The organism is Stenotrophomonas sp. 63632_Sma, from assembly GCF_056482875.1.
Window position 1 is genome coordinate 1,523,658 of record NZ_CM151220.1, and the last position, 18,810, is coordinate 1,542,467.

The window sequence follows — 18,810 nt, forward strand, 5'->3', positions numbered from 1 at the left end:
CGGCCGCTGGCCGGCAACCCCGCAATCAATGTTGTTGCAATGCGTTGTGTGGCGCGCGACGGTTCCGCTACACTCGACCGTGATTCAATGCGGCTCTGGCCCCCACCGGATCCGCTGGCAGCCTTAAAGCTACCTAATCAATATCGGAGTGCCGGATGGCCAACGATGGGGTACACGATCCAGTCAACACCGGACGTCGGCGTTTTCTTTCTGCCACCACAGCCGTGGTGGGCGCCGTCGGCGTCGGATTCACCGCAGTTCCTTTCATCAAATCCTGGAACCCCAGTGCCCGCGCCAAGCTTGCCGGCGCACCGGTGGTGGCCGACATCAGCGCCCTGCAGGAAGGCCAACGCCTGATCGTGGAATGGCGTGGCCAGCCGATCTGGATCGTCAAACGGTCCAAGGCGATCCTCGATGCGCTGCACGGGCTGGACGGCCGTCTCAAGGACCCCGAGTCCGGCGAGAAGGACCAGCAGCCGGAGTACGTGCTGAAGCAGAACCCCGAGCTGCGCTCGATCAAGCCGGACATCTCCGTGCTGGTCGGCCTGTGCACGCACCTGGGCTGCTCGCCGGAAATGGTCGCCGAGATCCGGCCTGAACCCTACGACCCGCAGTGGAAGGGCGGCTACTTCTGCCCCTGCCACAAGTCGCGCTTCGACATGTCCGGCCGCGTCTTCAAGGACGTGCCGGCGCCGATCAACCTGAAGGTGCCCGCGCACCACTACCAGGACGACAACACCATCATCATCGGTGTCGATCCGCAGGGGGCTGCCTGATGGCCAATATCCTCAGCCGTACCGCCAGCGGCGTGGCCGACTGGGTCAATGCCCGGGCACCGGGCCTGATGCCGGTGTACCGCAAGCACGTCAGCGAGTACTACGCGCCGAAGAACTTCAACATCTGGTACTACTTCGGTTCGCTGGCGCTGCTGGTGCTGGTCAACCAGATCGTCACCGGCATCTTCCTGACGATGCACTACAAGACCAACGCCGCCGAGGCGTTCGGTTCCATCGAATACATCATGCGCGATGTGGAGTGGGGCTGGCTGATCCGCTACATGCACTCCACCGGGGCCTCGCTGTTCTTCATCGTGGTCTACCTGCACATGTTCCGCGGCCTGCTGTACGGCAGTTACCAGAAGCCGCGCGAGCTGGTGTGGATCCTGGGCATGCTGATCTACCTGGTGCTGATGGCCGAAGCCTTCATGGGCTACGTGCTGCCGTGGGGCCAGATGTCGTTCTGGGGCGCCAAGGTGATCATCTCGCTGTTCGGCGCCATACCGGTGATCGGCAACGGCCTGACCGAGTGGATCATGGGCGACTACCTGCCCAGTGACGCCACGCTCAACCGCTTCTTCGCGCTGCATGTCATCGCTTTGCCGCTGGTGCTGTTGCTGCTGGTGGTGCTGCACCTGGGCGCGCTGCACGAAGTGGGGTCGAACAACCCAGACGGCGTGGAGATCAAGAAGGGGCCGAAGGGCAACCGCTGGTCGCCGAACGCGCCGGCCGACGGCATCCCGTTCCACCCGTACTACACGCTCAAGGACGGTGTCGGCGCCGGCTTCCTGCTGATCATCGCCGCCTTCATCATCTTCTTCGCGCCCGGTTTCGGCGGCCTGTTCCTGGAGCACGACAACTTCACCGAGGCCAACCGCCTGGTGACCCCGGAGCACATCAAGCCGGTCTGGTACTACACGCCGTACTACGCGATGTTGCGCGTGGTGCCGAACAAGCTGGGCGGCGTGCTCGTGATGTTCTCGGCCATCGCGATCCTGTTCCTGGTGCCGTGGCTGGACAAGGCGAAGGTGAAATCGGTGCGCTACCGCGGCTGGATCTCGAAGGTGATGCTGGGCGTACTGGCGGTGTGCTTCGTCTGGCTGGGCGTGATCGGTTCCGGCCCAGGCACCGACGTGCACGAGACCTACATCGGGCGGGTGCTGACCTTCCTGTACTTCGCGTTCTTCATCACCATGCCGCTATGGACACGATTGGACAGGACCAAGCCGGTACCGGAGAGGGTGACCACCCATGACTGAACGCTGGATGGTCCGGCTGGCCCTGACGGCCGCCCTGATGCTGGGCAGTTTCCTGGCCTCCGCCGCCGAGGGCGGCACCAAGCTGCTGCAGGCCGGCAACGACCTCGGAGACCGCGCTTCGCTGCAGCGCGGCGCGCAGCTGTACATGAACTACTGCTCCGGCTGCCACGCGCTGAAATACCTGCGCTATTCGCGGATGGCGCAGGACCTGGGCCTGACCGAAGAGGAGGTGATGAACAACCTCAACTTCACCGGCTCGGCGATCGGCGATCCGATCCCGGTGGCGATGCCCAAGGAGAACGCAGAGAAGTGGTTCGGCAAGATGCCGCCGGACCTCAGCCTGATTGCGCGTGTGCGCGGCAATGACTGGGTCTACACCTACCTCAAGTCGTTCTACCTGGACAGCAGCCGGCCGCTGGGCTGGAACAACGCGCTGTTCGCCAACGCGTCCATGCCCAACCCGCTGTGGGAAATGCAGGGCCTGCAGCATGCCGTGCATGGCAAGCCGGAGGCGCCGGGCATGGACCCGCCGGTGACCGGCCTGCGCCTGGAAACGCCAGGCAACGTCGATGCCGGACAGTACGACCAGGCCGTGCGTGACATCACCAACTTCCTCGAATACGCCGGCGAACCGGCCGCGCTCAAGCGCCAGCAGCTGGGCGTGTGGGTGATCCTGTTCCTGGCCCTGCTGACCTTCCTGCTGTACCTGCTGAAGAAGGAATACTGGAAGGACGTTCACTGAATCTGCCGCCGACCATCACACGGGCCTATTGGCTTTTGTGATGGTCGGTTGCACACTCGGGGAGGAGTCGATCGCTGGCACGGTGCCGGCGGCGCCGATGCGGCAGGCGGTCTCCTGTCGTGGGAGAGCCTTTGATGGCGGCGAGCGTACGCATGCGCAATACACTGACGCTGTTTTCCTCGAACGACGACGTACTGTGCCACCGTGTACGCCTGGTGCTGGCGGCCAAGGGTGTGACCTTCGACTTCGTTCCGGTCGATCCACAGAACCCGCCTGAAGACCTGATCGACCTCAATCCGTACCACTCGGTGCCGACCCTGGTCGAACGCGAACTGGTGCTTTACGCCGCGTCGGTGGTCAGCGAATACCTCGATGAGCGCTATCCGCATCCGCCGCTGATGCCGGTCGATCCGCTGTCGCGTGCCCGCATCCGGTTGGCCATGCTGCGCATCGAGCACGACTGGGTGCCGCAGGTGCAGGCCATCCAGCTGGGCAACAAGACCCAGGCCGAGGCCGGTCGCAAGCGCCTGAAAGAACTGCTGACGGCCTCGCTGCCGCTGTTCAAGGCCAGCAAGTTCTTCCTCAACCCGGAAATGAGCCTGGCCGACTGCGCGATGGCGCCGATCATCTGGCGCCTGCAGTCGCTGGATGTGCCGCTGCCGAAGGACGGCAAGGCGATTGAAGACTACGGCAACCGCATCTTCCGCCATCCGGGTTTTGTCCGCAGCCTGACCGACCAGGAAAAGAAGCTGCGCGATCTGCCGGGCTGATCCCGTCTTGCTTTACCCGTCTGCACGCCGACCGGCGTGCAGACGATCTGCCCCGGCGGGGCGCCGGGCGCGTACACTTCACGCATGACCGAAGACTTCTTCCACATGACCAGCCACCGCCCGTACCTGCTGCGGGCGCTGGTGGAATGGATCAACGACAACCAGCTGACTCCGCACATCCTGGTCGACGCCGGCGTCCCCGGCGTGCAGGTCCCGCCTTCGGCGGTCAAGGATGGCCGGGTTGTGCTCAACATCGCCGAACGCGCTGTCGTGCGGCTGATGATCGACAACGAGATGGTGAGCTTCTCGGCGCGCTTCTCCGGCACCAGCTACCCGGTGCAGGTGCCGATCAGCGCCGTGCTGGCCGTCTACGCCCGCGAGACCGGGCAGGGCATGGCACTGCCGGATGACATTCCGGGCAGCGAAACTGCGCCGACCAGCGACGAACTGCTGCACGAGGAAGGCACGCCGCCGGACGATACCCCGCCGGCCAGTCCGCCGCCCAAGGGTCGCCCGAACCTGCGCGTGGTCAAGTAATCCCTCTGACGCCGCCCCGATGGGCGGCGTTTTCCTTTACAGGATTTACCGGCGGGTGCCGACCGTTGGTCGGCACTCAAAGCCCTTAGACATCCTCGGCATCCTCCGCATCCGGCCGGATCTGGCTGATCCGCGCCGCGCCCGGGCCAGTGAACGAGATCAACTGGTCGCCGCGCAGCACCATGCGGCCCACGTGGCGATCGATGCCATCGTAGGAATACTCGAACTTGAACGTGCGCTCGAAACCGAGCCGGCCATCCTCGCCGCGCGACAGGCGCAGGCCGGTGGCATGCACCGCCTGGTCCAGCCATTGCACGTCGGCTGCGCGGCAGGCATTGCGTCCCAGCTCGACCGCGCGCTCGGCGGCCGAACGCGCAGCGTTCCAGAAGAAGTAGATGATTCCGCCGGCAATCAGCAACAGCAGCAGGGTGGGCATGGCGTCAGCCGTCAGAGGTCGATTCCGCAAAGATGGCGGCGAACGTGCGCTGGATCAAGCGCTGGATTCACCGCCGCGGCTGCGGTTCGCTGGATACCGGTTGCGCGGGCACGATGACCGGTTGCGGTGTCGGGGCGGGCTGCATCGGCGTCGCAGTGGGAGAGGGCATCACCAGCGGTGATGTGGCGATCAACTGCAGCAGCGCTGCCCAGTCCTGCCGGTTGAAGCTGCATTCGTCCTCGCGGCCCGGCGTGCAGCTGGGGTCGATGCCGGTGCTGTTGCGTTCGCGCGCGGGCGGCAGCTTGATCAGCCCGGTGCGGTCCAGCGGCAGCAACCGCATCGCCACGGTGTTCATCACGTTGCCACCGACCAGGTACAGGGTCTGGTCGCCGCCAAGATTGGCCGCTACCACCACTTCGCAATGTGATTTCCAGTGGCCCACCGAGCCATTGCCCAGTGCCTGCACCAGCCCGCTGTAGCTGAGCGTGGCGCTGCGGTCGCGCAGGAAGCACAGCAGGTCGCCCGGTGCGGGTTTTGCGGACGCGGGATCGACCAACCGGTACGGCACGCCCGAGGGGCCGCCCTGGTACGCGGCACGGATGTAGTCGATGTGGCGTGGCGAGGTGTTGAAGCCAGGAACGCCGGACTGCACCATCACCCAGGAAATGAACGCGGCTGACCACGGGTTGTCGACCAGGAAGGCGCGGCAGTCGCTGTCGGTGTAGCGCGTACCCAGCGGTGCCAGGCAGTTGCTGGCGCCGGCGATGCTGCCCATTGCGTTGAGCGTGCCGCTGTTGCGCCAGTAGCCGGCCACGCGCTGCCAGGCGATCAGGCCGTTGTCGGCCAGGTGATCGCTTTCGGCCTCGGTGACACTGAGGCTGGCGGCGCGGCCATCGCGATCAATGAAGGGCCGGAACCACAGCCGGTGCTCGTTGCAGGCGGTATTGCGGATGGCCACCGCCAACGGGCTCAGGCCGAAGCGGGGCGGCACATCGCAGGCTTCGGCGGCCGCTGCGGACAAGGGGGCTGCGGCCAGCAGCAGGCAGGCAGGCAAGAGCATCCGGCGCATGCGCGGCTCCTGTGGGGGATGACCGCAGCGTCGCAGCGCTGTCGTGAACGCCGGGTGTGAGAACCGGGTCAGGCCTCAGCCCGGCGGCGGGCCCAGCTTCAGCGACAGATCAATCGCCTGCACGTGCTTTGTCAGGCCGCCAATGGAGATGCAGTCCACGCCGTCCTCGGCGATCGAACGCAGGCCACCCAGGCCCACGCTGCCGGACACTTCCAGCGGAATGCGGCCCGCCGTGATGCGCACCGCCTCGCGGCGCAGGTCGGGGCTGAAGTCATCCAGCAGGATGCGTTCGCAACCAGCTTCCAGCGCCTGGCGCAGCTGCGCAAGATCCTCGACCTCGACCACCAGCGGCAACCCAGGCCATTGCCGGCGTGCGGCAGCCACGGCTGCGGCCAGTGAACCGGCAGCGCGGATGTGGTTTTCCTTCAGCATCACCGTGTCGTACAGGCCGAAACGATGGTTCTCTCCACCGCCGCAGCGCACCGCGTACTTCTGCGCCAGGCGCAGGCCGGGCAGGGTCTTGCGGGTGTCGAGGATGCGCGTGCCGGTGCCGGCCACGGCTGCCACGTAGCGCGCGGTGGTCGTGGCGGTGCCGGACAGCGTCTGCAGGAAGTTCAGCGAAGTGCGCTCGGCGCTCACCAGGCTGCGGCTGCGCCCGTGCAGCAGCGCCAGTACGGTGCCGGCGGTGACCGTGTCGCCCTCGGAGACATGCCATTCGATGCGCACGTCCGGATCGAGTGCGCGGTGGGTGGCGTCGAACCAGGGGCGGCCGGCGATCACCCCGTCCTGCTTGCACAGCAGGTAGGCGCTGTCGGCCTGGTCGGGCAGCAGGGCGGCGGTGACGTCGCCGCTGCCCAGGTCCTCGGCCAGCGCACGCGCGACATCGGCGGCGACAACGGCCGCATCCGGCGTCGGCAGCGCGCTCATGCGGCCGGGAAGTCGGCGATCTGGGCGGTCGGGATGGCTTCCTCGGCCAGCAGCACCGGGATGCCGTCGTCAACGCGGAACACCTGCTTGCGGTCGCGGGTGACCAGCGCTTCGCGCAGCGGCTGCGCCAGCGGGTTGCCATCGGCCTTGTTCACCGCGCCGGCGGAAATGGCCTTGTTGAGGGCTTCCAGGCCCTTGCCATCCAGCAGGGACAGGGGCTGGCGGGTGTCCGGTGACACCAGCAGGTCGAGCAGCTTGCGATCCATGGTTCTTCGTCTTGCGTGGAAGATGGCTAGAATACGTCTTTAAGGCAGGTGACGGCCAATGACCCCCAACCCGATCGCGCCGCTTGTCGGCATCGTCATGGGTTCCCGTTCCGACTGGGAAACCATGCAGCACGCCGCCCAGAAGCTTGAAGCTCTGGGTGTTCCGTTCGAAGTGAAGGTAGTGTCCGCGCATCGGACGCCGGATGTGTTGTTCAGTTACGCCGAGCAGGCGGGCCCGCGCGGCCTGCGCGCGATCATCGCCGGTGCCGGCGGGGCCGCGCACCTGCCGGGCATGATCGCCGCCAAGACCGCCGTGCCGGTGCTGGGCGTGCCGGTGCAGTCCAAGGCCCTCAACGGCATGGATTCGCTGCTGTCGATCGTGCAGATGCCAGCCGGCATCCCGGTCGCCACCTTCGCCATCGGCAATGCCGGCGCCTCCAACGCCGCGCTGTTCGCCGCCGCGATGCTGGCCAGTGACCAGCCGGCGATCGGCCAGGCGCTCGACGCGTTCCGCGCACGCCAGACCGAAGACGTGATGGCCCACGACGATCCGCGCCAATGAGCCTGACCGTAGGCATCCTGGGTGGCGGCCAGCTCGCCCGCATGATGGTACTGGCCGGTGCGCCGCTGGGATTGCGCTTCGAACTGTACGACCCCGCAGCCGACGCCTGCAGCGGCCCGCTGGCGCCGCTCACCGTCGGTGCCTTCGATGACCGCCAGGCGCTGGCGGATTTCGCGGCCAAGGTCGACGTGGTCACGTTCGATTTCGAGAACGTGCCGGCCGACAGCGCGCAGTTCCTGGCCGACCGCGTGCCGGTCTACCCGCCGCCGGCCGCACTGGCCGTGGCCCAGGACCGGTTGAGCGAGAAGACCCTGTTCCAGCAGCTGGGCATTCCGCTGCCGGCCTTCGCTGACATCCGCAGCCGTGACGAGTTGGCCGCGAAGGCTGCTGAGTTCGGTCTGCCGTGCATCCTCAAGACCCGCCGCCTCGGTTACGACGGCAAGGGTCAGTTCCGCCTGCGCAGCGAGGCCGACATCGATGCCGCATGGGATGCGCTGGGTGCGCAGGTCGAGCGTACTGGTCTGATCCTGGAAGGCTTCGTGGCCTTCCAGCGGGAGGTCAGCGTGGTTGCCGTGCGTGGCCGCGATGGCAGCTTCGAGGCCTGGCCGGTCACCGGCAACTGGCACGTCGACGGCGTGCTGTCGGCCAGCGTGGCGCCGGCCGTGTTGTCGGCCGCCGAGCACGAGGCCGCGATCGGCTATGCCCGTCGCGTCGCCGAGCACCTGCAGTATGTCGGCGTGTTCGCGCTGGAGCTGTTCTGCCGCGATGGCGAGCTGTTGGCCAACGAGATGGCGCCGCGCGTGCACAACTCCGGCCACTGGACCATCGAAGGCAGCGAGACCTCGCAGTTCGAGAATCACCTGCGCGCCGTGCTGGGCCTGCCGCTGGGCAGCACCCGCATGCTCGGCCATGCCTGCATGCTGAACTGGCTGGGCGCGATGCCGGACCCGGCGCCGGTGCTGGCCCAGGCCAGCGGCCACTGGCACGACTACGGCAAGGAGCCGCGTGAGGGCCGCAAGGTCGGTCATGCCACGCTGCGCGATGATGCTGCTGATGCACTGGCCGATGCACTGGACCAGGTGGGTCTGGAGCTGGGTCGTCAGGCCCAGGTGGCGCCGGCGGTACACGCGCTGCGCAACCGCTGAACCCGGTAGTGCCGGCCGCTGGCCGGCAATGCAACGATGTGGCGCGCCGGTGCAGGCATCGGCGCAACATTCCCGGTGGTAGCGTGGAGCTCCTTTCACAGGAGTCACGACCATGCTCGACTGGATTGCCTACCGCAAGGAACTGAAGGGCCGCATCGGCGAGATCGGCAAGCTCTCGCCGGATACGGTCAAGGGCTATGCCACCCTGGCCAATGCCGGCGCGCAGACCAACCACCTGGATGCCAAGACCCGCGAGCTGATCGCGCTGGCCGTGGCAGTGACCACCCGCTGCGACGGCTGCATCACCGTGCATGTGGATGCAGCGCTGAAGCACGGCGCCAGCCGCGAGGAGATCGCCGAGGCGCTGGGCGTGGCAGTGTCGCTCAATGCAGGCGCCGCGCTGGTGTACTCGGCACGGGTGATGGACGCGGTGGCCGCGCACGAGAGCGCGTGAAGCTCCGTACTGTTTCCCGGTAGTGCCGGCCGCTGGCCGGCAGATCGGGTATGTTCGTGCGCGTATGGGGATGCCGGCCAGCGGCCGGCACTACCCCGTGGCGGAGCCGCTGCCTCAGCGCAGCTGGCTCTCGGCGAATTCCCAGTTGACCATCTGCCAGAACGCGTCCAGATAGCGCGCGCGATCATTCTGGTAGTCGGTGTAGTAAGCGTGTTCCCATACATCGCAGCACAGCAGTGGCGTACTTTCGCCGGTCAGCGGCGTGCCGGCATTGCGGGTGGCCTGGATGCCCAGCTGCCCGCCCGGATGCTGCACCAGCCACACCCAGCCCGAGCCGAACAGGCCCAGTGCGGTGCGGTTGAATTCCTCGCGCAGGCGCTGCACGTCGCCGAACTGGCGCTTGACCAGCTCGCCCAGCCGCCCCTGCGGCTCACCGCCGCCGCGCGGGCGCAGGCACTGCCAGTAGAAGCTGTGATTCCAGGCCTGTGCAGCGGCATCGAACAGCGTGCCCTGGGCGTGGCGGACGATCTCCTCCAGCGACGCTTCCTCCCACTCGGTGCCGAGGATGCCGGCATTGACCGCATCCACATAGGCGCGATGGTGGCGGCCGTGATGCAGTTCCACGGTCTGTGCGGACAGGTGCGGCTGCAGGGAGCCGGAGAGGTAGGGCAGGGCAGGCAATTCGACAGGCATGGACAGGTTCGTGGCCAGGGGGCGGCGGCAGCCGGTTCCATCCGCTTACAATGGCGGCTACCGTGGGCAGTCTAGCCGACCATCACGGTCGGTTTGTCCGGCGAAGCAAGGAGTGTGGTTGTGGCGGTAATGCAGCAAATCCAGGCCGAGGTCGATCGTTACCCGCTCGTGCTGTTCATGAAGGGCACCCCGCAATACCCGATGTGCGGCTTCTCCAGCCGCGCCGTACAGGCATTGATGGCGGCCGGCGCGGTCACCCTGCGCACCGTCAACGTGCTGGAAGAGCCCGAGATCCGCGCCAACCTGCCGCGCTTTTCCAACCTGCCGACCTTCCCGCAGCTGTTCATCAACGGTGAATTGATCGGCGGCTGTGACATCGTGCTGGAGCTGTTCGAAGCCGGCGAGCTCAAGCGCATCGTCGAAGAGGCGACCCAGGGATGAGTGCCTGGCCATCGACGTCACCGACCGACGGGGCGCTCGATGGCCGCCCGTTGCAGGATCGCGTGGTACTGGTCGCCGGTGCCGGTGGTGGGCTGGGCAGTGCTGCGGCAGTGGCTGCTGCAGCCGCTGGGGCCACCGTGGTCCTGCTGGGCCGCAAGCCGCGGCGCCTGGACCGTGTCTACGCCCAGGTCCAGGCGGTCGGCCCGGAACCCCTGCTGTACCCGTTGGACCTGGAAGGCGCAGGCCCCGACGACTATGCCGAGCTGGCCCAGGCCCTGCAGCGCGAGCTGGGGCGGCTGGACGGCCTGCTGGTCTGTGCCGCCCACTTCCCGGGCCTGACCCCGTTCGAGCTGGCTGACCCAGCCAGTTTCGCCCGCGCGGTGCACGTTACCTTGACCGCGCCGGCCTGGCTGGCCCAGGCCTGCCTGCCACTGCTGCGGCAGCGCGAAGATGCGGCGCTGGTGTTTGCGGTCGATGCCCCCGACCGGGTCGGGCAGGCTTACTGGGGCGGTTACGGTGTGGCCCAGCATGGCCTGCGTGGCCTGATCGCCAGCCTGCACGACGAACTCGGCCGCAGCCCGGTACGTGTCAGTGGCCTGTACCCCGGCCCGCTGCGCACAGCCCTGCGGGCCCGGGCGTATTCCGTCGACCAGGACCCGGCCGCCCAAGGCCCGGAGGCCGCCGCCGCTGCGGCCGTGACCCTGTTGTCCGGTGCTGGCGCCACCTGGCGCGGCCAGATTCTCGATGCCAGCGGGGCGTCCCCGGCCGAGTGAGTGCTAGGGAAAGGCGGAGTGAAGAACCCGTCACGATTGCGTTGCGATCGGGTGCCGTTTGTCGCACAACCGTCACATTGATGGCGTAGCGTGTTAATCTAGTGTTAACCGTTGTGGCTTCCTTCAGCCAAGCGGTAGGGAACCCCAGATAAATGTCCGACCAGCCACCCGCAGGGCTGTTTGGATGCGCTTTTTTTCCGCCATCGCCAACTCGCATCGAGGCTACCGAAAAATGACCCACCCACTCCGGATGTCCAAGCTCACCCTTGGTCTCGTGGCTGCGCTCGCCGCCGCTCCCGCCTTCGCCCAGAGCACCTCTGCCGGTGTCGGCGGCCAGGTGATGTCCTCTGCAGGCCAGCCTGTCGCTGGCGCTGAAGTCACCATCACCCACACCGAGTCGGGCACCGTTTCGCGTGCCACCACCGACGCGTCGGGTCGTTACAACGCGCGCGGCCTGCGCGTGGGTGGCCCGTACACCATCACCATCACCAAGTCCGGTGAAGGCACCAAGACCGAAGAAGGTGTCTACCTGAACCTGAACCAGGTCAACACGGTCAACGCCAGCCTCGGCGGCGATCTGGCCGCCACCAACCTGGACGCCGTGAACGTTGTCGCCACCGCCGGCGGCCTGGACCTGTTCAGCGCCACCAAGATGGGCAGCGGCACCAACGTGACGCGCGAAACGATGGACGCGCTGCCGTCGGCCAACCGCAACATCCAGGACTACATCCGCCTGGATCCGCGCATCTCGCAGGTCAGCAAGGCTGACGGCGCGATCTCGGCCGGTGGCCAGAACACCCGTTACAACGCCATCCGCATCGACGGCATCAGCGCCTCCGATCCGTTCGGCCTGGGCTCCAACAACCTGCCGACCGAGCGTCAGCCGGTGTCGATGGACGCCATCCAGGAAATCAACATTGACCTGGCCAACTACGACACCACCATCGCTGGTGGTACGGGTGCGGTGATCAACGCCGTGACCAAGTCGGGTACCAATGAATTCCACGGCACCGTGTACGGTTCGTACCGCGACAAGGACATGGTCCGTTCGCGCCTGGAAGGTGACAAGCAGGACTTTAACGGCTTCAAGGACGAGAAGACCTACGGCATGACCTTCGGCGGCCCGATCGTCAAGGACAAGCTGTTCTTCTTCACCAACTACGAAAAGTACGAGCGTAGCGGTGGCGGTGTCAGCCTTGGCGAAAGCCCCTACAACAAGGCTGGCGGCATCAGTGATGCTGATATCGCCCGCGTCCAGAAGCGCATGTCCGATCTTGGCTATCAGGTCGGCGGCGTCGGTGCGCTGAACAACAAGACCGAGATCGAAGAGTACGCGGTCAAGCTGGACTGGAACATCAACGAGAACCACCGTGCGGCCCTGCGCTACAACAAGATGAAGCAGGACGTGGTGCGTTTCCCGAAGGTCAGCAACAGCGAAATTTCGCTGAGTGACTTCTGGTACACCCAGCCGACCGAGTATGAGACCTGGATGGGTGAACTGTTCAGTGACTGGTCCGAGAACTTCTCGACCGAGTTCAAGGTCTCGCACAAGGACTACTCGTCCAACCGCGTTGCCGCTTCGCACCTGCCGCAGATCCGCGTCCGCTTCGACAACAACAATTCGCTGTACCTGGGTACCGAGCAGAACACCCACACCAACCTGGTGGAGTCGAAGGAACTGAGCGCCTTCGGTGCCGGTACCTGGTATGTCGGTGACCACACCGTCAAGTTCGGCTTTGACTACACCGACAACGACCTGATGAACTTCTACGGTCGCAACCTGTACGGCGCGTATGAGTTCGCCAACCTGGCTGCGTTTGAAGCCGGCACCCCGTCCGCGTACCAGGTGCGCGTGCCGCGTGCTGGTGGCAGCCTGGATGACATTCCGGCGAAGTTCCACCTGAAGAACACGGGTCTGTTCATCCAGGATACCTGGGCGATCAACTACAACCTGAGCCTGATGTTCGGTGTCCGCGTTGACATGCCGGACTTCAGCACCCAGCGCCTGTACAACCCGCGCATCGAGCAGCTGTACGGCTTCAACAACACCAAGCTGGTCGACAAGAAGCTGTTCCAGCCGCGCGTCGGCTTCAACTACACCTTCGATAGCGACCGTCCGACCCAGCTGCGCGGTGGCGTGGGCCTGTTCGGCGGTGCTGCCCCGAACGTGTGGCTGGCGGGTGCCTACCAGAACACCGGCCTGAACTACGCCGAGTACAACCTGACCCGCAATCCGGGTGGTTTCAGCTTCGATGCTGACAATCCGTTCATCCCGGACCCGTCGCTTGCTTCGGCACGTCAGAACGTCGACCTGATCGCTCCCGGTACCCGCCTGCCGTCGGTCTGGAAGGCCAACCTGGCCTTCGATCACGAACTGCCGTGGTACGGCATCGTGGCGTCGGCCGAGCTGCTGGTCACCAAGGTCAAGGATGGTCTGTACTTCGATCGTCTGGACGTCATGACCCCGAACGCCAACCGCTCGGTTGGTCAGGACGGTCGTGCGCTGTACTGGAACGACTACGGCATGAACGGTGCCAATGCTGGCTCGAACGGCATGCAGGCTGGCCAGAAGAACGGTCGTGCCTGCTCGGCCACCGATCAGACCTGCCCGAGTGACCGTGTCAACCGTCCGAGCGATATCGGCGACGTGATCCTGCTGCGCAACACCGACAAGGGTCGTGGTTCCCAGGCTACGTTCTCGCTGGCCAAGCCGCTGACCGAGAACTGGGGCTGGTCGCTGGGTTATACCTACACTCAGGCGAAGGAAGTGAGCCCGCTGTCCAGCTCGCAGAACACCTCGAACTGGAACAACACGCTGAGCCTGAACGCCAACGACAACGTTGCGTACAACTCGCGCTATGCGATCAAGGACCGCATCACCGGTACCCTGGAGTGGAAGCACAACTTCTTCGGTGACAATGCCACCCGCGTCGGCCTGTTCTATGAAGGCCGTTCGGGTCGTCCGTACAGCTACGTGTTCTATAACGACGTGAACGGCGACGGCGCAGGCACCAACGATCTGTTCTACGTGCCGAAGGGCCCGGGTGACGTGATCTTCACCGGCGGCGCCGACATGGAGAAGAAGTTCTTCGAATGGCTGGCGCAGAATCCGGAGCTTGATGCCTACCGTGGCAGCGTGGTCCCGGCCAACGCGCACCGCGCCAAGTGGGTCAACAGCTTCGATGTCCGCATCAGCCAGGAGTTCCCGGGCTTTGCGAAGACCCACAAGGGCGAGATCGCGCTGGACATCATGAATGTCGGCAATCTGCTCAACAAGAAGTGGGGTCTGATCGACGATTACGGCTTCTACGCCACCCGTCGCGTTGCCAACTACTCGGGTATCGACCCGGCTACCGGCAAGTACCTGTACAACTTCACCGGCCGTACCGACAACTCGTCGATCCAGGAAAACAACAACGACAAGGGCAACACCGCCGTGTCGCGCTGGTCGATGCAGCTGACCGTGAAGTACAAGTTCTGATCCGTCAGAGCCTGAAGCAGTAAGTGGAAACGGCCGGGGAAACCCGGCCGTTTTCCGTTCATGCGAAAGTCCTTGCAGGTCATCTGACATCGGCGTAGCATCCGGAAATGTGCGCGGTGCCAACGCCGCCGATGCGGTCCCGGAAAGGCGAACGCGGGAAGCACACATCCAACGGTCGGGCTTCCCGGCCGTTTTGCTTTTTAAGGGGGCGGCAGTACAGTCGGAAACCTTGAAGGAAGCGAAAAATTGGACATGACCACGAACGAAAAATCAGCCCGTGCACTGCCGGTGCAGGATGCGCGGATCTACCCGCGCGGTGGGCTGGATGTGCTGTCGCGGGCCGAAGTGGCCCGCCTGCGCGATGCGTCTGCCGGCGGTATGCACGAGCTGCTGCGCCGCTGCGCGCTGGCCGTGCTGACCAGCGGAAGCGCCTCTGACGATCCGCGCGCGGCGCGCGATCTGTATCCCGATTTCGACATCCAGGTGGCGCAGCAGGATCGCGGCGTGCGCATCGACCTGGTCAATGCACCGGCGATGGCCTTCGTCGATGGCGAGATCATCCGCGGCGTCGCCGAACTGCTGTTCGCCGTGGTGCGTGACCTGGCCTACATGGCCATCGAGATGGGCCCGGCCTACGCGGCCGAGCTGGAGTCGTCCGAGGGCATCACCAACGCGGTGTTCGGCCTGCTGCGCAATGCGCGCATCCTCAACCCGGGCGACCCGAACCTGGTCGTGTGCTGGGGTGGCCATTCGATCTCGCGCGACGAGTACCTGTACACCAAGCAGGTGGGTTATGAGCTGGGCCTGCGCGGCCTGGACATCTGCACCGGCTGCGGTCCAGGCGCGATGAAGGGCCCGATGAAGGGCGCCACCATTGCCCACGCCAAGCAGCGCCGCACCGTGACGCGCTACATCGGCCTGACCGAGCCGGGCATCATCGCGGCCGAGTCGCCGAACCCGATCGTCAACCACCTGGTGATCATGCCGGACATCGAGAAGCGCCTTGAGGCCTTCGTCCGCATCGGCCACGGCATCATCGTGTTCGCCGGTGGCGTCGGCACCGCCGAGGAAATCCTGTACCTGCTCGGCATCCTGCTGCGCGAGGAAAACAAGGACCTGCCGTTCCCGCTGATCCTGACCGGCCCGACGGTGGCAGCGCCGTACTTCGAGCAGATCGATCGCTTCATCCGCCTGACCTTGGGCGATGCAGCCGCCGAGCGCTACGAGATCGTCATCGGCGACCCGGTGGCGGTGGCAAAGAAGATGGCCAACGGCATCAAGCGCGTGCGTGAGCACCGCCTGGCACAGAAGGACTCGTTCTTCTTCAACTGGTCGATCGAGATTCCGTGGGAGTACCAGCAGCCGTTCGTGCCGACCCACGAGGCAATGGCCGCGCTGGACCTGCACCACGGGCGTGCCCCGCACGCGCTGGCGGCCGACCTGCGCCGGGCGTTCTCGGGCATCGTTGCCGGCAACGTGAAGGAAGACGGCATGCGCCGCATCGAGCAGTTCGGGCCGTTCCAGATCCATGGTGACCCGGACATGATGCAGGCCCTGGACGCGCTGCTGCGCGCCTTCGTCGAACAGCGCCGGATGAAGATCTCCGGCGAATACCAGCCCTGCTACCAGGTGCTGGCCTGAGCCTGCGCCGGCGCGATGGGGATCGCGCCGGGACAGGCAGGGGAGGGCGGGCCGTCAAGGCGTTGACGCCCGTCGCCCCGGAATGACCGTTCATCCTGCCGCCGCTTGCCGGTGGCAGGGCGATGGCCCATCGTGGCCATCAACACGCTGGGGAGCGTCCAATGTCTTTGCGCCGGCAAAACGGCTTTACGCTGGTTGAGTTGATGGTCACGGTTGCCGTGCTGGCGATCGTGGCCGCGATCGCCTTTCCGAGTTTCCAAGGCACTCTCCGCTCCAATCGGGTTGCGTCGGCAAACAATGAAGTACTGGGCCTGCTCAGCCTGGCGCGGAGCGAGGCAATTCGCAGCAACCGTGGCGGTGGCGTGTGTGGCAGCAGCGACGGCGCGAGCTGTGACGGTAGCTGGTCTGCCGGCATGTTGGCCTTCACTGACACCGATGGTGATGGCACGATGTCCTCCGAGGAAACCGTACTGCGGTTCGTCAGCGGCAGCCCCAAGCTGCAGCTGAGTGGACCGTCGGAAGAGATCGCCTTCGATGGGCGGGGGCGCCGCAGGGCCGCCAGCGATCAGTCGATCCTGCTGGAGCCGGATGTCTGCAGCAAGGGCGCACTGGACAAGCGCACTCTTACGGTAAATGCCTCTGGGCAGATCCGCAGCACCAAGGAAACCTGCTCATGAACCCGCGTTCGATCCGTGCACGCCAAGCGGGCGGCTTCACTCTGCTGGAAGTGCTGATTGCAATTATCGTTCTGGCATTCGGCCTGCTGGGATTCGCCCTGCTGCAGACCATGAACGTCCGCTTTGTACAGAGCGCCAACTACCGTACCCAGGCAACCAATCTCGCCTACGACTTGACCGAGCAGATGCGCAGCAACCGCTATCAAGCGGCGTGGTACACCGCCGCGTCGTTTGCGGCAGGCAGCAAAACCGCAGGGAAGGCGTGCGCGGCCGATACCGGCGAAGTCGCTATTGGTGCAAAGATTGAACGTTGGCAATGCCAGGTTGTAAAAGCGCTGGGTGACGATGCCGGCGCCGAGGTGACCTACAAGGGGGGCGTGGTGAACGTGGCGATCACCTGGGGCGACCAGCGCTGGGATCCGGATGATCCGGACAAGGCCACCACCTTCGCTCTGGCGACGGAATTGTGAGCATGACCATGAAACGTCGTACCGCCATGGCTGGTCTATCGCTGGTCGAACTGATGGTCGCGCTGGTGATCAGCCTGGTGTTGATGCTGGGCGTGGTCCAGGTGTTCATTGCCTCACAGACGGCTTCGCGCCTGTCTGAGGGAGCATCCCGCGTTCAGGAAAATGCACGATTCGCGTTGGACTTCCTGGAGCGGGACATCCGAATGGCCGGGCACATGGGCTGTGTCAACGACCAGGCCCATGTAGTAAAGAACCAGGGAGACCCGGTATCGCATCTTGGTGCTACCTCCGGTGCTGGCAGTCCGTTGGATTTCAGTGTTTCCATCCAGGGCTTCGACGCTCCCGGCACGGCTCCCGGCGGCAGTCTGGCGCTAGGCGCGGACTGGTCCGCGCCGCAAGGCCTGCCGGCTGCGATCGCCGGATTGAGCCCGGCACCGGCCGGCGGCAGCGATGTGCTGTTGCTCCGCTTCTTCGCCCCCATGGGGGTGCCGGTCACGGCGATTTCTTCCGATGGCGGCGATGCACTCCTGGACGTGGATAGTGACCACGTCGCGCGCCTGACCAGCGATGGCATCAGCACGCCCACTCTGTTCGGCATCGCCGACTGTGGGCATGCCGATGTGTTCGCAGGCACGTTGAGCGCTGCGCGGGTGACTGCGACCTCTCTGGATCTGTCGCGCTACGTGGCGCAGCCAACCGGGCAGACGATGCTCTATCGCGCCGAGTCGATGGTCTATTACGTGGGTATCAATCCGGAGACGAAACAGCCTGGGCTGCGGCGAGCGCGTGCCGACAGCGATGGGGAGTACAAGATCAATGAAGAGCTGGTGGAAGGCATCGAAAGCCTGCAACTGATGTACGGCCTGGACAACACCGCCAACATCAGCATCAGTGCTCCGCCGGCCGGCAACATCACCCAGCTCGCCGCAGCCGGCGGGGTCAGCACGGATGCCAATGCCGAGGGTGCCGCACAGTGGTTGCGTGTGGGGCAAGTGCAGGTCGGATTGCTGGCGCGCAGTCCATCGCCGTCGTCCTCGGCCCAATCGGCCAATGCGCTATCGGTGCTCGGCGTTGAGTTCACCAACAGTGACAAGCCCGACGGTCGCTACCGCTCCAGTTATGAAGTCTCGATTGCCCTGCGCAATCGCTTGTTCGGAAACTGATCATGGCCCATTTCCAGCGTTCGTTCAGGCCGGTCACCGCTCCCCGCCAGCAGCGTGGTGCGGTGCTGTATGTCGCGTTGATCATGCTCATCCTGCTGGCATTGCTGGGTATCGCTGGCATGCAGGTGGCGGGCATGCAGGAGAAGATGGCAGCCAATTACCGAGCCGCCAACCGGGCGTTCCAGAATTCGGAAGGCGTGGTGCGTGCAGCCGAGCGCACGGTGGAACAGATCGCCAATCGCCAGGATATCGGCGACGAGAGCTTGGTGCAGGCCAGCGATGTGTCGCGGGTCTGCGATGATGGATTCGACCCGGCCGATTGGGCCGTAGAGCGCCGCGACGATACTCGCTCTGCCGTCAATGTAAGGCAGATCGACAGTTGCGTAATTGGTGAATCGGCGCTGGAGATGGGGCGGCCACTGGAAGACATCACGCCGATCTACCAGATCACTGGGTTCGCCACTGACGATGCGGATGCCAGCTCGTCCGCAGTGGTCATCGATACCGTATTCAAACTCTGAGGACGCA

Annotated in this window: 21 protein-coding genes; 16 read left to right on the forward strand and 5 right to left on the reverse strand. The window is 65.2% G+C overall.

Translation table 11 applies throughout. From position 1 onward, the window contains the following. Nucleotides 1–155: 155 nt before the first annotated feature. From petA to ACZK45_RS06970, 5 genes are all read left to right on the forward strand, one after another. Nucleotides 156–776, forward strand: a complete 621-nt coding sequence (gene petA / locus ACZK45_RS06950; RefSeq protein WP_010486121.1) for a ubiquinol-cytochrome c reductase iron-sulfur subunit — start codon at nt 156–158, stop codon at nt 774–776. Further along, nucleotides 776–2,035, forward strand: coding sequence for a cytochrome b (locus tag ACZK45_RS06955; RefSeq protein ID WP_032128877.1), 1,260 nt, complete (start codon nt 776–778; stop codon nt 2,033–2,035). Before petA ends, ACZK45_RS06955 begins: the two co-directional genes overlap by 1 nt. After that, on the forward strand, nt 2,028–2,777 hold the full coding sequence (locus ACZK45_RS06960; RefSeq protein ID WP_317224131.1) for a cytochrome c1: 750 nt from the start codon (nt 2,028–2,030) through the stop codon (nt 2,775–2,777). Before ACZK45_RS06955 ends, ACZK45_RS06960 begins: the two co-directional genes overlap by 8 nt. 134 nt (nt 2,778–2,911) lie before the next feature. Next, complete coding sequence (locus ACZK45_RS06965) at nt 2,912–3,547, forward strand: glutathione S-transferase N-terminal domain-containing protein (protein ID WP_032128879.1); 636 nt, start codon at nt 2,912–2,914, stop codon at nt 3,545–3,547. Nucleotides 3,548–3,631: 84 nt separating this feature from the next. Next, nucleotides 3,632–4,084: a ClpXP protease specificity-enhancing factor gene (locus ACZK45_RS06970; RefSeq protein WP_019659028.1), complete on the forward strand. Its 453-nt coding sequence runs from the start codon at nt 3,632–3,634 to the stop codon at nt 4,082–4,084. A gap of 85 nt (nt 4,085–4,169) precedes the next feature. Here ACZK45_RS06970 and ACZK45_RS06975 read toward each other — a convergent pair whose 3' ends face one another. The 4 genes from ACZK45_RS06975 to ACZK45_RS06990 all read right to left on the reverse strand — a co-directional run bounded on the left by ACZK45_RS06975 (nt 4,170) and on the right by ACZK45_RS06990 (nt 6,782). After that, nucleotides 4,170–4,520 carry a DUF3301 domain-containing protein gene (locus ACZK45_RS06975; protein WP_049423257.1) on the reverse strand — a complete coding sequence of 117 codons (351 nt, stop codon included), beginning with the start codon at nt 4,518–4,520 and terminating at the stop codon, nt 4,170–4,172. Between the two features lie 67 nt (nt 4,521–4,587). After that, nucleotides 4,588–5,589: a DUF2272 domain-containing protein gene (locus ACZK45_RS06980; protein ID WP_478445630.1), complete on the reverse strand. Its 1,002-nt coding sequence runs from the start codon at nt 5,587–5,589 to the stop codon at nt 4,588–4,590. Between the two features lie 75 nt (nt 5,590–5,664). Beyond that, nucleotides 5,665–6,516, reverse strand: coding sequence for a carboxylating nicotinate-nucleotide diphosphorylase (nadC, locus tag ACZK45_RS06985; RefSeq protein WP_049463565.1), 852 nt, complete (start codon nt 6,514–6,516; stop codon nt 5,665–5,667). Next, entirely contained in the window at nt 6,513–6,782 is a 270-nt protein-coding gene (locus ACZK45_RS06990; RefSeq protein WP_005408847.1) for a Trm112 family protein, read from the reverse strand. Before ACZK45_RS06990 ends, nadC begins: the two co-directional genes overlap by 4 nt. A gap of 58 nt (nt 6,783–6,840) precedes the next feature. On the opposite strand from ACZK45_RS06990, the gene purE reads away from it, so the two are divergent. From purE to ACZK45_RS07005, 3 genes are all read left to right on the forward strand, one after another. Beyond that, complete coding sequence (purE, locus tag ACZK45_RS06995) at nt 6,841–7,344, forward strand: 5-(carboxyamino)imidazole ribonucleotide mutase (protein ID WP_005412808.1); 504 nt, start codon at nt 6,841–6,843, stop codon at nt 7,342–7,344. Then, complete coding sequence (locus ACZK45_RS07000) at nt 7,341–8,489, forward strand: 5-(carboxyamino)imidazole ribonucleotide synthase (RefSeq protein ID WP_032128885.1); 1,149 nt, start codon at nt 7,341–7,343, stop codon at nt 8,487–8,489. The genes purE and ACZK45_RS07000 overlap by 4 nt, the downstream gene beginning before the upstream one ends. Nucleotides 8,490–8,601: 112 nt before the next feature. Then, nucleotides 8,602–8,943, forward strand: coding sequence for a carboxymuconolactone decarboxylase family protein (locus ACZK45_RS07005; RefSeq protein ID WP_478445631.1), 342 nt, complete (start codon nt 8,602–8,604; stop codon nt 8,941–8,943). Nucleotides 8,944–9,057: 114 nt separating this feature from the next. Here ACZK45_RS07005 and ACZK45_RS07010 read toward each other — a convergent pair whose 3' ends face one another. Next, complete coding sequence (locus ACZK45_RS07010) at nt 9,058–9,636, reverse strand: superoxide dismutase (protein WP_478445632.1); 579 nt, start codon at nt 9,634–9,636, stop codon at nt 9,058–9,060. A gap of 120 nt (nt 9,637–9,756) precedes the next feature. On the opposite strand from ACZK45_RS07010, the gene grxD reads away from it, so the two are divergent. From grxD to ACZK45_RS07050, 8 genes are all read left to right on the forward strand, one after another. Continuing rightward, entirely contained in the window at nt 9,757–10,077 is a 321-nt protein-coding gene (gene grxD, locus ACZK45_RS07015; RefSeq protein WP_005408852.1) for a Grx4 family monothiol glutaredoxin, read from the forward strand. Beyond that, nucleotides 10,074–10,850 (forward strand): SDR family NAD(P)-dependent oxidoreductase, encoded by a 777-nt coding sequence (locus ACZK45_RS07020; protein WP_197615039.1) that lies wholly within the window; start codon nt 10,074–10,076, stop codon nt 10,848–10,850. Before grxD ends, ACZK45_RS07020 begins: the two co-directional genes overlap by 4 nt. Nucleotides 10,851–11,082: 232 nt before the next feature. Next, complete coding sequence (locus ACZK45_RS07025) at nt 11,083–14,331, forward strand: TonB-dependent receptor (RefSeq protein WP_080355163.1); 3,249 nt, start codon at nt 11,083–11,085, stop codon at nt 14,329–14,331. 252 nt (nt 14,332–14,583) lie between these two features. Then, complete coding sequence (gene ppnN, locus ACZK45_RS07030) at nt 14,584–15,972, forward strand: nucleotide 5'-monophosphate nucleosidase PpnN (RefSeq protein ID WP_010486098.1); 1,389 nt, start codon at nt 14,584–14,586, stop codon at nt 15,970–15,972. 161 nt (nt 15,973–16,133) lie between these two features. After that, nucleotides 16,134–16,649 carry a GspH/FimT family pseudopilin gene (locus tag ACZK45_RS07035; RefSeq protein WP_164079891.1) on the forward strand — a complete coding sequence of 172 codons (516 nt, stop codon included), beginning with the start codon at nt 16,134–16,136 and terminating at the stop codon, nt 16,647–16,649. Next, a complete protein-coding gene (gene pilV / locus ACZK45_RS07040) occupies nt 16,646–17,119 on the forward strand; it encodes a type IV pilus modification protein PilV (RefSeq protein WP_478445633.1) in 474 nt (157 codons plus the stop codon). Before ACZK45_RS07035 ends, pilV begins: the two co-directional genes overlap by 4 nt. A gap of 2 nt (nt 17,120–17,121) precedes the next feature. Beyond that, nucleotides 17,122–18,282, forward strand: coding sequence for a PilW family protein (locus tag ACZK45_RS07045; protein WP_478445871.1), 1,161 nt, complete (start codon nt 17,122–17,124; stop codon nt 18,280–18,282). Between the two features lie 2 nt (nt 18,283–18,284). Further along, nucleotides 18,285–18,803, forward strand: a complete 519-nt coding sequence (locus ACZK45_RS07050) for a PilX N-terminal domain-containing pilus assembly protein (protein WP_458073712.1) — start codon at nt 18,285–18,287, stop codon at nt 18,801–18,803. Nucleotides 18,804–18,810: the final 7 nt, after the last annotated feature.